The sequence below is a fragment of the Lacihabitans sp. CS3-21 genome, from assembly GCF_024343675.1.
GTDB lineage: Bacteria > Bacteroidota > Bacteroidia > Cytophagales > Spirosomataceae > Leadbetterella.
Window position 1 is genome coordinate 110,661 of sequence record NZ_RJUD01000098.1, and the last position, 14,197, is coordinate 124,857.

A 14,197-nucleotide genomic window follows, 5' to 3' on the forward strand; every position below is an offset into this window, starting at 1 on the left:
CACGTATTGTGTGATCTCCATTTTTCTATTTTATTCTGTTTACCTTTTCTTCGGTTATAATTTGATTACTTTCAATAACTTTCACAGTGGGTGGTTCAGAAAATTCAAACTCTTTTAATTCAAAAATTAGTTGATTAAAGTCTTCTGATGTCGCAACAATCACATCGTCAAGTCCAATTACATCTCCCATTTTAATTTTTGCTTTCACACTTCTTGCTTCATTTTCTTCAAGTGTTATCAAATAGCTCAAGGCTTTCCTATGAACATATTTTAGTGCAATTGCTTCTAAATCTGCTTGTTTATATCTTTCTCTTAAACTTGTTTTTACACTCCAACAAATTGGACCTCGTTCAGTTGTGTAAAACATTAAGTCATAAATTACGTTTGGAACAAATGCAACTTTTGAACTCATATAAATCGGCAAAATGCCTTCTCTGACACAAAGAGTTGCTAAAATATATTCAAATACTTTTCCATTCAGATTGTTGTTTCTTTCAGGGTGCATCAAAAATGCGTTCCAATATTTCTGAATATATTCGTTTGGTTTTTCGTATTCTAATTCTAAAAAGTTTGGGAACAAACTATCGAAAACAATTTCGGCTTTGTTATCTCGCCCTATTGTAATACTTAAATCGTTTAATTTCCCCACTATAGTATATTGATTAATTTTAAAATTTCCTTTGCAGTTGCTTGAATAGCAGGTACGGCAACGGAGTTTCCGAATTGTTTATATGCAGATGCATCAGCAACTGGAATCAAAAAATCGTCTGGAAAACCTTGTAATCTTGCCCATTCCCTTGGTGTCATTTTACGAATTCCTTCACGATTTACAGTTCCTTTGATATGAGTTGTTGGTGTGAAATCTGTAATTCTGAGGTCTAAAACTAAATTTCTTTCTCTTCCCATTCCGCCCACAACAATTGCGTTGCTAATTCCGTCATCGGGAATTATAGCAAATCCAAAACCGTTTCCTTTTCCTTCGTGTCGAGCCTTGTGATTTACCAAGGTTTGAACATATTGAGTGGAAAGAAAATATTTTGTTTCTGGAACTTCCTTTTCTTTAATATGTGCAAAGGTCATTTTTTTGTCCAAAGGTTTTGGATAATTAAATTCCGCAACATTTGTACTTGGGTGAAAACCAACAATGTAAATTCGTTCCCTGTTTTGAGGAACTCCAAAATCTTTCGCATTAATAATTTGAGGTTCAGGAACAAAATACCCTAAATCGTTTCTTAACACGTTTAAAATTGTCGCCAATGTTTTTCCGCTATTGTGGTTTCGTAAACCTTTTACATTTTCAAGAAAAATTGCCTTAGGTTGTCTTCTTTTTATGATTTCAGCAACATCAAAAAATAACGTTCCTCTTGTATCTTCAAAACCGCCACGTTTTCCAGCAATTGAAAACGCTTGACATGGAAAGCCTGCACAAAGCAAATCAAAACCATCTGGAATAAAGGCTTTTGTTTCTTCTTTGGTAATGTCACCAAAAGGTCTTTCTCCAAAATTTGCTTTGTAAGTTCGTTTTGCTTCTTTGTCCCATTCGCTTGTAAAAACGCATTTTCCGCCAATATTTTGCATTGCTAAACGAAACCCGCCAATTCCAGCAAAAAGGTCAATAAACTTAAATTTAGGATTTTCAACTGGTGGGAATGGTATATCAAAAGTGTCAAAAATCCCATTTTGTAAAGCTTCTTCAGCTACAATATTTGAAATTTCTTCTTTTGGGTATTGGTATTGCAAAATTTCTTTCGTGTATTTGACAGCATCTTTTTTGAAAAATTGAGAAACTCCATTTTTGCTATTATGTAAAAAGTGAGTAATAACCGCTTCCTTATTGGTTTCAAGTTCAACAAGTCTTGCTTTGTATTCTTTTTCAAATACTTTTTCAAGCGATATTTTCTCTTTTAATTTCATGATAATTTTTCAAATTATTTTAAGATGCTAAAATACAAAAATTATTAGAAATGATTTTCGTTTGACTTTGATTTTGTCCTCAGTTCAATGTTTGCAGGCAATTTGGTCAGGCTGTCGCACAACCATTTGCCGTTTTGCAAAGGCAGGGGTTTTGATCAATAAACTTCATTAAATACACTAATCTTGGATTTATCATTTCAATGTTATAGACGCTCGAAACCCTCGCTTTTTCAAAATGGCTGATATCGGTTCGGTGTTCTTTACTTTCGTTTCTTCCAGTCAGGTTTAGAATAGGTTAGTGTCCTTAATTATTTTGAAAAATTCTTCTTCAACTTTGTCGTCAGGTAGATTAGCAAAACAATGATCATTTTTGCGAATTCCGTTTTTCTTGAAGTCAATAAACCAACCTGTCCTTTTCTTGTATTTGTTTAGAGTAAAATTATCTCCGTTATTGTGCCCGGTCCAATTATCATCATCAAGGTAAACCCAATCAATATTGAAGTTTAATTTTTCCAATGCTTGCCTGAATTCTGTGCAAGTTTGAAAACGTGTCGATTTCGCTTTGTGAATTGATTTGCTTAGAATTTTTAAAACTTTTTCTGGGATATGAATTAAAAATTGTCGGGGTGGAAATAATTCTTTTTTAACAGCTTTCAACCATTCGTCTTTTGTTTTGAATGTAAATGGAAGTTTATTAGTATTGTTTAGTAACCTGTAAAAGGTGATACCAGTTGCATAAATATCACTTAATTTATCCATTGGATTTCCTTCAATTACTTCCAAAGGTTGATGAGGTCTATAACCTAAAACATCGCTTGGATCTGAATGATAATTTATAGCTAAACCAAAATCAGAAAGTTTGGCTTCTCCATTGTCACCAAACATAATATTTCCTGGTTTAACATCTCGGTGTAAAACGTTGTTGTTGTGGGCTTGTTCAAGCCCTAATAAACTTTGCTGTATAATTTTACAAGCTTCCTTAACCGAGATAAATCGCTTTTCTATATGCTTCTGAATTGAACCTTTAGATAAATACTCCATAACAATGATAACAACAGGTTCAGCGTCGTAAAGAGTTGCCCTAACATCTTTTACATCAACAATATGCTTGTGGCGGCATAAGTCCAGAGTTTGACCTTCCTTAACTGCATTTACAAATTTTTCTGGGTCAGGAACTTTTATTACTTTAACAGCAATTTCTTTTTGCAGAAAAGGGTCGTAACACAAAAAAACGTGTCCAAAAAAACCATTGCCCAAGTGGTCAATAATTTGAAATTTATCGATAGTTGTTCCTGTCATTTTATAATAGATTGAACCAAGCAACTAATACGGCTTCTTTTGTTGGTTTGTCCCAATATGGTGGATGAGTTCCAATGATTGGGTCAATGTATGCAAATACGTCAGTCTTATTAGGTTGTCCAAATTTAGTCGCATTTATTGCCAACGCAGAGTAATTGTTTATCGAAATATTTTTCTTTTTTGCAAGTAAATTCAAAATTGCTTGTGGATAGCAAGATGTTTTTATTTGATCTAATGTCGTCAAGTTCAACGAGATTTTATGAGAGATTTGGTTTGGTTGATGCTTGTCGATAATTAATGAAAGTTGAGTTTCAAACCATTCCATTAAGTCAGCTGTGTCCATATTATTTGGATAAACAATTTTGTTCTTCTCAATGATTGTCGGTGGATTTGTTGTCCCGTCAAGGACACAAAATCTAAAGTCGTTTTTACTAAAGTTGAAACCAATTATTTTCATATTTCCTTTTATTGTTTGTCAAGGTGTTTAAAGTCAGCATTTTCGTCTGTTCACTGACCGACAACTCATAATAGACGCAATATTTGCAGTAGTTTTTGGATTGTATTTTACTTTTTCAAGAAACTTATGCATTTTTGCGTAAATACTTATTTTTTTCAAATATAACTAATTTGTAATATTATCAATGTTTGAGATGTAAGAATAGTCAATTTGTATTTTTGATTATCCACTGAGAATACTACAAAAAATCACGTTACACTTACACCCCCTTCAGTAAATTCCTATAAATCTTAAAATATTGTCTCCGATGCGTGAAAAGGGGGGGGGCGGTTTTTTAGGCTAAGCATTACGGATAACAATTGCCTCATTTCGTTTTCTAATGGTAATTTCAGTGACAACAAATACTCCCTAATAACCTCCTGAAGCCTAATTAAATCTATGTTTTCGATTTATGATATATCAATAAGTGCTTTGTTAAATATACCTAAGAATCATATATAAATCACCCAAAACAAAGCTTTCTGAGGTGTTTTCAGAAGAATTGTTTGTATCTGTTTCTCTTACATCTTCATTTTGGCTATCTCACGCAGCTATTTGGCTAAAAAGCTCCCTCGGTTTAAGCAAATAGCCAAAAGCCTGTAAAGTTTCCTACTTAATGGCATGAAGAAACTCTTGACCATCCAGTGTATTTTCGTTTATTAAATGATATTTTATTGCTTCATCCGACTCCGAAAGGATTTTTTGGCGTTAAGGTCCATTTTTTCCGACTAGTAATTGTAGAATATGAAGCCATAATGGGGTCATGGAACTCATTTGCTACCATAAAGCCACCGAGCCTATTGGCGATATTCCAAAGTTGTTATTCAAGTTGTTTTTTTGTAAACTGATATGGGTTCTTTCTAAAAAAATAATGATTTTGTAAGGCTTTGGGTAAATATAAGAAAATATTGAGCGAGTTGAAACCGACCCTACTAGCCAAAGGTTAGTTTTTGCAGAAATGCCTGAAAATTTTGTCTAAACTTTGTCCGGCACGCAGATATTTTGACAAGTAAAGCTTCTTTTTGGGGTTTGTAAGACACCCAACATTCAATGGAGGTGTTTACACCTTTACTACCTTTTTTGAGAAAACAAGTGTAAACACCCTCAGATGGCATTGGAATGGCGTAAACACTAGTGTATACAGTGGTGTAAACATACTGTATACAGGTGCTTAATTTTAGGTGTTTACAGTGTAAACAAGTAGTATTTTGAAACTGTAAACATTTTTGTAAACAACGAAAAGTGGCAGTATCACAAATTGTCGGACATTTTTTTTACGTAGACCTGAAAAAAAAAGAAAAAGGAGTTTTGATGGTTTCAATACTCCTTTTTCTTTGAGAATTTAACTAATAAAATTGTAAAAAAAGAGATGATACCCAACGAAAGTACCCAAGCCCAAGGGTTAGGTTTTGAAGAATCTTCTTGTGGAGTTGACACTTCATCTTTGACAACTATCTCTTTTTCCTTTTCGATAACTAGTGGAGCAAAATAGCCCTCTAAAACTTGTTCTAGAAACTTAGAAATAGAAATCTCTTTCTCCATGGAGTGGTTTAGGATTTTCTCTTTTAGGTCACTAGAAAGCCTAATACTGAGTTTCTCGTTTTTGTTAAGCATTTGTTTTGTGATCAATTATTATAAATTGAAAGTCATTGTTCTTAAGCCACTTCTAGTACAAGCTATGAAGAAACTATATAGATATTCCTTCATATCTATTGTTCCCATACTTGCAAATTCTTGATACCTGTTAGGATTTGGTAATAGTGAGGGTTCAATATCGAAGTAAATATTTCCATCAACGAAATATTTCATATGGCCGTTGTTCTCAACTACCCAAATACCTCCTAATAATTTTTGGTTTTCCATTTATGCTGCTTGATTATATAAACAATTGAAAATATGAGTGAAATACAACATGTACTGGCGATGTAGCTCAGGACTGTTATCCTGCAGTACCTTTGCATGCTTGACCACGGCTGGTTTACCGTTTGGTTTCTTGGGGTAGCCCATTTTTTCAGGTCTGAATGGTATTATTTTACCGTGCATTTTTTCAAAACTGGCTCCAACGTCTTTGCTGATACGGTCCACTTCTTCTTTTCCAACATAGTTGATTAATGTGTCTAGATATTTCACTGCCACGTGGTCTTCGTCCATGGCGTTGGATACAAATATGTTTGTCTTGCCTTCTTGCTCTGTTATGATTACTTCTCGGTAACTGACCACTTTGGTGAAGTATTTCATTACTGGAACAGCTATTTTCTCGGTTGATACTACAGTGGTATGCTCTTGGCCTTCTGCATCGGTTTCTTTGATAATTCTGCCAGTTATGTAGGTTCGGCCTATTTCGTCAGTTTCGGTTATTACATCATCGGCTGGTTTAAACCCACGTAGCTTATCAGAACAGCCCCAAATACGGCCATTTATCTTGCGTTCTTCAAATTCCATTTTGTAGCAAGCATCGGGGTTATTTTTCATTTCTTCAGCTGTAGGGGTGTAGTATTGCATATCTACTTCTACTTTTTCGGTTTCTCCAGTTAGTGGATTAAGTTTGGTTTCGAAGGTATAGACACACTCTCGGTTTAGGGTTTCGTTGAACTTTACTTCTTGATTGGGTTTTAGTGGCTTTTGTGTTGGTTTTTTTGCAACATATCCTATAACATATGCCGTTACGCTGTCCAAATGCTGAATAGCCCTGATTTCGGTAGATGGTGGATTAGTAAAACCACATGCTTTGGCTTTCTTGTATGTGGCCTCTTGCTTTTCGTGAGCTCCTTGTGCTAAAATGGCATCGTCTAATGGCTCTTTGAGTTTGAGAGCTATTTTTAAGTACTTTGCAAATGTTTCATTAAGGTCTTTGGGGATTTCGCCAGTGGCTAGGGCTGTTTCTGAAATAGACTTTAGCAGCTTCATATCTTCTGCAACTTTGTTTTGATCTACTACAAAGCCATCTTTAAATTTCTGTTTTTGAACCAATGCGTAACGACTCACATAACCTAGTCGATCGCAGAAGTGATTCCACTTTTCACGAATAGCTTCCCATGGAACATATTTATCAGCAATGATGTGAAAGTGTAGGTTTGTGTTTTTTTGGGGTTCGGCTCTCCAAAAATATATTGATACACCAAACCCCTTTTTTTGTCCCTTTTTGCGACCTTTTTTATATACTTCATTCGAATCGGAGGTAAGCCATGTAATAAATGGCGATAGTAACATTTCTTTGATCATGTTGTCAGAATGAACCTGGGCCGCTGGCAAAGTAAGCGTAACAAACGTTGGGAATACTTTCTCTATATTTACTTCTTTTTTACCTTTCTTGAGTTCGTTGTTTAGCTCTACGCTTGTAAGCCAAACCGAGATCATACGTTCCACATTCCTCCTAGTAGCTGGTGATAGGTAACCGTTGTATGCCGAATCGTTGCCGTTAAGATTGTTAAGGTTTTTTGCTGCATTTGGGTTTAGCGGAGCTGATTGTTCTCTACGGTAAATATCAACCATCACTACGCCACGGTTACGAAACGATGCTGTTGTCTCTATGGTGGCTATCTGCGTAGTGGTGCGTTCGGCCATTCCATTCATGATGGCGTTCTTCTTGGCCGCGTTGGCATCTTTGGCAGCCTGAATTTTATCGGCACGAGCTTGTAGCTCTTGTTTGCGGCTCAAAATAGGCTTTTTAGGCTCATAGAGAGGGTTTCCGAATATGTCAAAACTCATTTGGAGTGTTTTTTAAAAATGTAAGTGAAAAAAAAGTAGAATCGACGTTAAGATAAACGAACTATAAGGATGGCTTAAAAAAACCATTGAATGTGGTTAATTCAATGGCCTTAAAGCGTCAAGAAGCTCTGATTTTTTGTAGTAAACTCTTGTTCTAATTCCATATGCTGGAATTTTTTTATCTTTTGTCCAATCCCATAAGGTTGACAAATTGATGTGAAGAAATTCTGCTGCCTGTTTACGAGTAAGTAGCTCGGTAGGGTTGTTGCCAGAAGATTGAAGAGAATTTGATGAGTTCATTTGTAATTGGTTTTAATTTTTTACAAATGAAAGGCTGCTTTATTACATAAAAAAAAACTGATTTCGTTTAGAAAAAAAAACGATTTTCATCAATAGAATGAATCATAGGCATTTTTATATATACTATTTCTTCCGGCAGTCTTTATGTTTTTTATGTATTTTAATATACTAATTTTAAGTCCAAAATGAAAATTTACCCAATCTAGAAAACTAGAACTTTTCGGTGAAACGATTAGTCCTTCTTCTTTCATTTTTCTGTATACAAAACTTATATCACCACATTCTTTTAAAAACATTGAAGAACTAAAAAGACTCTCAAAAAAAACAAAAGCTGGATAGTCCTTAAAAATTAAAGGATATGGGTTTATTTGCTGAACAGTTAATAAAAGTGACCCATCGCTTGAAAAATAATTAGTAACTAAGTTTGAAATACATTTTATAACATTTATGAAATCCTCTAATATTATTGTAAAATGAAAATAGAGATCAGTATATGGATGAAACTCAGCTTCAAACTTTTTTAGGTCTTTAGAATCAAAGTACTTTTTTAGTAATTCAACATCAAATATTTTTTGAAAGTGTTGGACATAACATCGGAATTCATTTGGCCAATCTCTAATGACTTCATCTTTCCCTTCAACCTCAATATCAGTAAATGAAAGTGTTTTAACCATTATCCCAAGCAATTCTTTTCTTATTTCAATATCAAATTCCTTGATTTTCTTTAATATCTCCCAACAATTATCCAAAATCTTGTTAAATTCATCTCTGTTGGATTTAACGTAAATATTTTTTTGTATCACAACTAACCAATTATTTAATTTGATTGCATCGAAGCTTTCAATTAGCTTGTAAAATCCTTTACCTTCGTCTTTATTGAAGTAAAACTCTATTTCACTAAATAAAAATTCGATTTCTTCAAATACCTCATTTATTTCTTTGGTTTTCGAAATAATCTCATTTTCTCCTTCCCACCAAATTTTATCGTCCATGTAACAAGCTTATTAATTTTGTTTATTAAAGTTTATTATCCATTTATCTATACTTCACTTATTTGAATACAACATATCCAAAAACTGCGAAATAAAGTCTATACGCCCTTTTCCTATGTATTCTAGAAATGCTCTTTCTGTGGTATGGCCAGTCTGAGACATTAAAAAGGCGGTAGGGTACCTACCATAGTAATTTGTGGCAAAAGACCTTCTACCAACATGTGACGATATAAGCTGCCATTTTTCATACACACCATCTATATCCCTATTAGTTTCTTTGTCATAAAGAATACCTTCAATTTTTTCATTTAAGCCAGCGATTTTGCAAATATCTTTTATATGCTCATTATATCGCTGTGCAGAAATTGGTCTCGGAAACTCTCCGCCTCTTTTTTTTAATTCATGTTCTACCTCTGGAGTTATGGCTGCATATATAGCTTTTTCTGTTTTCTTTTGAGTTAGGTCGACAGAAAAGTGGTTTCCAGTCTTAACTATTTTATCCTTTGAACATCTCATAAGATCAGAAACTCTTTGGCCTAAAAAACAACTTATTACCAGCCAATCTCGAGCATTCGTCAATCCATCTGTTGTTAAATTTACCGACTTGATTTTTTCAATTTCATCCAACGATAAGTAAATCTTGCAAGTGTCGCTATCCTCGGTTTTTATTGAATCCAAGTTAGGATGAGTTCTCAATCCAGAATCTCTAGCATGCCTACAAACAGTTTTTATGAATTTTACAACTCTGAAAATATAGCTTTGTCGATAATTGTTTGAAGTCATGTAGTCAACAAACTCTTCGGTCATTTTTAAATCGAAATCAATAAGAAGTATTGTCCTCTTTCTTTGCTTTTCAAAATCGGCAACCAGTTTTTTGACAACATTAATTTTCGAAATCATTGACGATTTTGCCTTTTTTGATTTTTTAAAATCAAGGTAAATGTCAAAATATTCAAGTATTGTTTTATACTCTTCCTTGTTGTTTTTGGGATTAAGAGTTTCATAAATCCAAGTAGAATCTATTGTAGTGAAAGCATCCTTAGTATTTAAGCCTTTTAGGATAATCGAGTAGATTTCATCTAGATCTGACTTGATTTTTTTCCCCTCAGCATCTTTAATATTTTTGGGTTGCTTCTTGGCACTACTCCAATTATCTGGGTCTATCAACAAGTCTGTTTTTGCTTTGGCATCGAAGTTAGAATCTCGAACTCTAACATAAATTGAGGCAGGTTTTTTGGTAGATTGGAGTAAAAAAGATATACTTGCCATGTTTTGAAAATAATATTGGGGTTATCAGATAGGTTAGCCCGTATCTAGTCCGTAAATTTGCAATATTATCCAATTCATAACAATCTAGATAGAGTTAATGAATTGTTAAACGTTTGAAAATAAGTTGATTGAAGTTGGATACGATTGGACTGGGTTGTGGTAGTTGAGTCCCTCTCTCTCTGCAAAAAAACCCAGCCATAGGCTGGGTTTTTTTATGTCTTTTTTTTTGATAATTATGTAAAATATTGATTATTAGAATGTTGAAATGTTTATTAAATGTAAATATCTAATAATCAGCAATTGTAGTGTTTTAGGATATTTTCGACGCGTTGTGATACTTTTTGAGTTAATATACACCAACATTTGTGGTCAAAAGAAATTTTGAAAAACGTAATGTGTATAACTATTTGTAAATCAATAATTTGCAGATTTAGGCTTGTTTTTTAGAGTTATTAAATACTCTTTTGGAAAACTATTAGACCTTTTTTGTTTCAATTTTGTGTAAATTGTAACAATTAGTACAAGAACTAAGGTAATTAATAAGAAAATCATCGTATTATATTTTAATGGTTATATACATAATTATCTAATTTTTAGCTAATTAAGAAATTAACTAATACTTTTTTGCCATTTTTTTTTAAACACAAGCCATTTTAGGAATTATGTCTCTTGTTTTAGTGCCAACACCCATCGGTAATTTGAAGGATATCACACTCAGAGCATTAGATGAGCTGAAAAATGCTGATATAATTCTTGCTGAAGACACCCGTACATCAGGTGTTTTGCTCAAACATTTTGAAATATCTAAGCCTCTTCAGAGTTATCATATTTTTAACGAACATAAAACTGTTCAGAAAATAATAGATATTTTAAAATCAGGAAAAAGAATTGCTTTGATCTCCGATGCTGGAACACCAGGCATTTCTGACCCTGGCTTTCTTTTGGTGAGGGCCTGCGTTCAAAACGAGATAGAGGTTATTTGTTTGCCAGGAGCCACAGCCTTAATTCCTGCCCTGGTTGTATCTGGGTTCCCTACTGATAGTTTTGCTTTTGAAGGATTTTTACCAGTAAAAAAAGGAAGACAGACGAAATTGACTGAACTGAAAGATGAAAAAAGGACGATGATTTTTTATGAATCTCCCCACAGGTTAGTTAAAACACTCGAAAACTTTATTGAGTATTTCGGAGGAGAACGAACAGCTTCTGTCAGCAGAGAAATTTCTAAACTGCATGAGGAAACCGTCAGAGGTACTTTATCAGAAATTCTTGCTATTTTTGCAACTCGAACCGTAAAGGGCGAGATTGTAATGATTGTTGAAGGTAATAATTCAAAAAAAACTAAACATGAAAGTTGAAAACAAAACCGTTTTAATAACTGGAGCTTCGAGAGGTATTGGTAAATCTATCGCTGAAGAATTTGCAAAAAATGGAGCCAATGTGGCTTTTACTTATTTGTCATCTGTGGAGAAAGGTCAAGCCTTAGAGGTAGAATTGGCCCAGTATGGAACAAAAATTAAAGGATACCGTTCAGATGCTTCAGATTATGCCTCGGCTGAGCAATTGGTGACCGATGTAGTGGCTGATTTTGGCAATTTAGATATTTTGATAAATAATGCAGGGGTAACCCGCGATACTTTACTAATGCGTATGTCAGAAGAGCAATGGGACGATGTGTTAAGAATAAATTTGAAATCTGTTTTTAATCTTACCAAAGCGGCCACCAAGCCGATGATGAGAGCAAAAGCCGGTTCTATAATAAATATTACTTCAGTAGTAGGACTAATGGGCAACGCCGGTCAGGCAAATTATTCGGCCTCAAAGGCTGGTATTTTAGGTTTTACTAAATCTGTTGCAAAAGAATTAGGCTCGCGTAACATAAGAAGCAATGCCGTGGCTCCAGGTTTTATAGAAACAGAAATGACGGGTGAGTTGAATGAAGAACAATTAAAAGAATGGACGAAATCTATTCCACTTAAAAGAGCTGGACAAGCAAAAGATATCGCAAATGCTTGCCTATTTCTAGGGTCTGATGCTTCTTCATACATTACTGGACAAGTATTGGTGGTAGATGGTGGTATGTTAATGTAATTTTGACTCAAAATCCTCAAATAATAGAAAAGAGCTAAATAATGAAACCCGAAATTGTATCACAAACTCCATTATGGTATGTTTTTTTATGCCTAAGTTTGGGTTTGTTGTTCGCTCTTTTTACTTACTTTAGAATAAAAGGTTTTAATAAAAATCAAAAGCTGATTTTATCTGTTTTGAGAGGAGTTTTGACCTTTTTGGTCGCTTATCTTTTGCTAAATCCACTTATCAAAACCATTTCAAATAATGTAATCAAGCCTAAAGTTGTTCTTGTTTTGGATAATTCTAGGTCAATGACCAATGGAGGTAAAAAAGCCATTGATGTTATGTTTGAAGGGATTTTGGCTTTAAAAGAAAGCTTAACTAAAAAAGGCTTCGATTTAGAGTTGAAGTCGTTAGGTGATGATAAGATTGAAGACATAAAGTCAACGAAGTTCGATTTTAAAAAGTCAAATCTTTCAAGCGTTCTAAGCGATTTGAAAAACAATTTCGAAGGGCAGAATTTAAGTGATGTAATAATTGTTTCTGATGGAATCATAAATGACGGCGTTTCTCCAACGTTCCAAAAGTATCCCTTCAATATTCATACCGTCGGTTTTGGAGACACCACGGTCAAAAAAGACCTTTTGATTTCAGGTATTGCAGCTAATAAATTGGCATATTTAGGCAATAAGTTCACTGTAAATGTAGATATATCTGCTTATTTATTGCCTGGGAAACTTACTTCGGTTTCTATAAAAGACGGTACAGGTAAGATTCTTTCCCAAAAACAAATTAGTATTTCCAAAAAAGAAGATTTTCAAAGTTTGTCTTTTGAACTTTCGGCTGATAAGGTAGGTAAGCAAAGATACATTGTGGATGTTAAGGTTGTTGAAGGCGAGTATTCGATCAAAAATAACGTTAAGGATTTTGTAGTGGACGTTGTGAACGGAAAAGAAAAAATACTTTTCTTGGCATTTGCTCCGCATCCTGACATCAAGGCATTTAAAAACATCATCGAAAAAAATGACCTATTTGAATTACAAGTTCAAATTATACAATCAACCGATCCAAGTCAAATTGGCAAAGTTCCTTTTGATATTTTGATTTTGCACCAGGTACCTGATGTTTATGGTTCTTCAACGGGAATAGTAAGTACACTTTTAGCTAAGAAAAAGCCGACTTTTTTTGTGGTTGGAAGCAAAACCAATATTCAGGCTTTTAATGGCATGCAGAATGTGGTTGGAATAAATTCTCAGATAAACAGATTGGACAAAACGACTGGGCAGATTAATAATTTGTTTCAAAGATTCAATATTTCATCAAACACAGAGAATTTATTGGAAAAGTTGCCGCCAGTTTCTGTTCCATTTGGCGAATACAAGCCGTTTCCAGGTTCAGAGGTCCTACTTTATCAAAAAATTGGAAATATCAATACTGGCAGACCACTTCTTGCTTTGAATTTGAGTGGTGATGTAAACAATGCTGTATTTTTGGGAGAGGGAATCTGGCAATGGAGGTTGGAGGAGTTTTCGTTGAATGAGCGTCAGAATGAGATAGACGAGCTGATAATTAAGACTTTGCAATTGCTTTCTATTAAAGAGGATAAAAGCAAGTTGCGTGTTTACCCCACACTCGAGATTTTTAATATTGATCAAAAGATTGGTTTTGAAGCTGAGGCTTACAACAATATTTTTGAAAGGATTTACGACCTGAGCATCAACATGAAAATTAAAAGCGAAAAAGGTCAAGAAAAATCATATAGTTTTAAAATAACCAAAGAATCTTCTAGATTTGAACTATCTAATTTACCCGCAGGCTTATATACTTTTACAGCAGAGGCTGTTATTCTAGAAAAAAAAGAAGGCACTTCTGGTCAGTTTTTGGTTACCCAATCTGACCTAGAATTAGAAAACCTTGTAGCTGATCATAATATTCTAAAAACCCTATCTAATGAAAACAATGGTGATTTTGTCAATTACAAAAACATTATTGAACTTCGTAAAAGCTTAGAAAACAAAGGATTGGTCAATAAAGTTGTCAGCAATGAAGAACTTAAGGATTTTATAAACCTCCGTTGGATTCTAGCATTATTAATAGCCTTTGCTGCTGTCGAATGGGCTTTGAGAAAATACTTCGGAGGTTATTGATA

General features: G+C 34.0%; 13 protein-coding genes. 4 read left to right on the plus strand and 9 right to left on the minus strand.

Annotation, left to right across the window (positions count from 1 at the left end; translation table 11 throughout):
• Window positions 1–25: 25 nt before the first annotated feature.
• The 4 genes from EGI24_RS16710 to EGI24_RS16725 all read right to left on the minus strand — a co-directional run bounded on the left by EGI24_RS16710 (window position 26) and on the right by EGI24_RS16725 (window position 3,670).
• Window positions 26–649, minus strand: coding sequence for a hypothetical protein (locus tag EGI24_RS16710; protein WP_255049680.1), 624 nt, complete (start codon window positions 647–649; stop codon window positions 26–28).
• Window positions 649–1,914: a DNA cytosine methyltransferase gene (locus tag EGI24_RS16715; protein WP_255049681.1), complete on the minus strand. Its 1,266-nt coding sequence runs from the start codon at window positions 1,912–1,914 to the stop codon at window positions 649–651. Before EGI24_RS16715 ends, EGI24_RS16710 begins: the two co-directional genes overlap by 1 nt.
• Window positions 1,915–2,199: 285 nt before the next feature.
• Complete coding sequence (locus EGI24_RS16720) at window positions 2,200–3,213, minus strand: serine/threonine-protein kinase (RefSeq protein WP_255049682.1); 1,014 nt, start codon at window positions 3,211–3,213, stop codon at window positions 2,200–2,202.
• A 1-nt stretch (window position 3,214) separates the two neighbouring features.
• A complete protein-coding gene (locus tag EGI24_RS16725) occupies window positions 3,215–3,670 on the minus strand; it encodes a hypothetical protein (RefSeq protein ID WP_255049683.1) in 456 nt (151 codons plus the stop codon).
• Window positions 3,671–4,731: 1,061 nt separating this feature from the next.
• Between EGI24_RS16725 and EGI24_RS16730 the strand changes: the two genes are divergently transcribed.
• The gene (locus tag EGI24_RS16730; RefSeq protein ID WP_255049684.1) at window positions 4,732–4,884 is read left to right on the plus strand and encodes a hypothetical protein; all 153 of its coding nucleotides are present in this window, start codon (window positions 4,732–4,734) and stop codon (window positions 4,882–4,884) included.
• Between the two features lie 142 nt (window positions 4,885–5,026).
• Here the strand turns inward: EGI24_RS16730 and EGI24_RS16735 are convergent, their stop codons facing one another.
• The 5 genes from EGI24_RS16735 to EGI24_RS16755 all read right to left on the minus strand — a co-directional run bounded on the left by EGI24_RS16735 (window position 5,027) and on the right by EGI24_RS16755 (window position 9,978).
• Complete coding sequence (locus EGI24_RS16735) at window positions 5,027–5,323, minus strand: hypothetical protein (RefSeq protein ID WP_255049685.1); 297 nt, start codon at window positions 5,321–5,323, stop codon at window positions 5,027–5,029.
• Window positions 5,324–5,572: 249 nt separating this feature from the next.
• Window positions 5,573–7,417, minus strand: coding sequence for a hypothetical protein (locus EGI24_RS16740; protein WP_255049686.1), 1,845 nt, complete (start codon window positions 7,415–7,417; stop codon window positions 5,573–5,575).
• A 96-nt stretch (window positions 7,418–7,513) separates the two neighbouring features.
• Window positions 7,514–7,717 carry a helix-turn-helix domain-containing protein gene (locus EGI24_RS16745; RefSeq protein WP_255049687.1) on the minus strand — a complete coding sequence of 68 codons (204 nt, stop codon included), beginning with the start codon at window positions 7,715–7,717 and terminating at the stop codon, window positions 7,514–7,516.
• 89 nt (window positions 7,718–7,806) lie between these two features.
• Window positions 7,807–8,709, minus strand: a complete 903-nt coding sequence (locus EGI24_RS16750; RefSeq protein WP_255049688.1) for a hypothetical protein — start codon at window positions 8,707–8,709, stop codon at window positions 7,807–7,809.
• A gap of 54 nt (window positions 8,710–8,763) precedes the next feature.
• Complete coding sequence (locus EGI24_RS16755) at window positions 8,764–9,978, minus strand: phage integrase SAM-like domain-containing protein (protein ID WP_255049689.1); 1,215 nt, start codon at window positions 9,976–9,978, stop codon at window positions 8,764–8,766.
• Between the two features lie 662 nt (window positions 9,979–10,640).
• On the opposite strand from EGI24_RS16755, the gene rsmI reads away from it, so the two are divergent.
• Genes rsmI through EGI24_RS16770 form a run of 3 tightly spaced genes read left to right on the plus strand, consistent with a single transcriptional unit; the run spans window position 10,641 to window position 14,195 of the window.
• Window positions 10,641–11,333, plus strand: a complete 693-nt coding sequence (gene rsmI, locus EGI24_RS16760) for a 16S rRNA (cytidine(1402)-2'-O)-methyltransferase (RefSeq protein WP_255049690.1) — start codon at window positions 10,641–10,643, stop codon at window positions 11,331–11,333.
• Complete coding sequence (fabG, locus tag EGI24_RS16765; RefSeq protein WP_255049692.1) at window positions 11,323–12,066, plus strand: 3-oxoacyl-[acyl-carrier-protein] reductase; 744 nt, start codon at window positions 11,323–11,325, stop codon at window positions 12,064–12,066. The genes rsmI and fabG overlap by 11 nt, the downstream gene beginning before the upstream one ends.
• Window positions 12,067–12,107: 41 nt before the next feature.
• Window positions 12,108–14,195: a VWA domain-containing protein gene (locus EGI24_RS16770; RefSeq protein WP_255049693.1), complete on the plus strand. Its 2,088-nt coding sequence runs from the start codon at window positions 12,108–12,110 to the stop codon at window positions 14,193–14,195.
• Window positions 14,196–14,197: the final 2 nt, after the last annotated feature.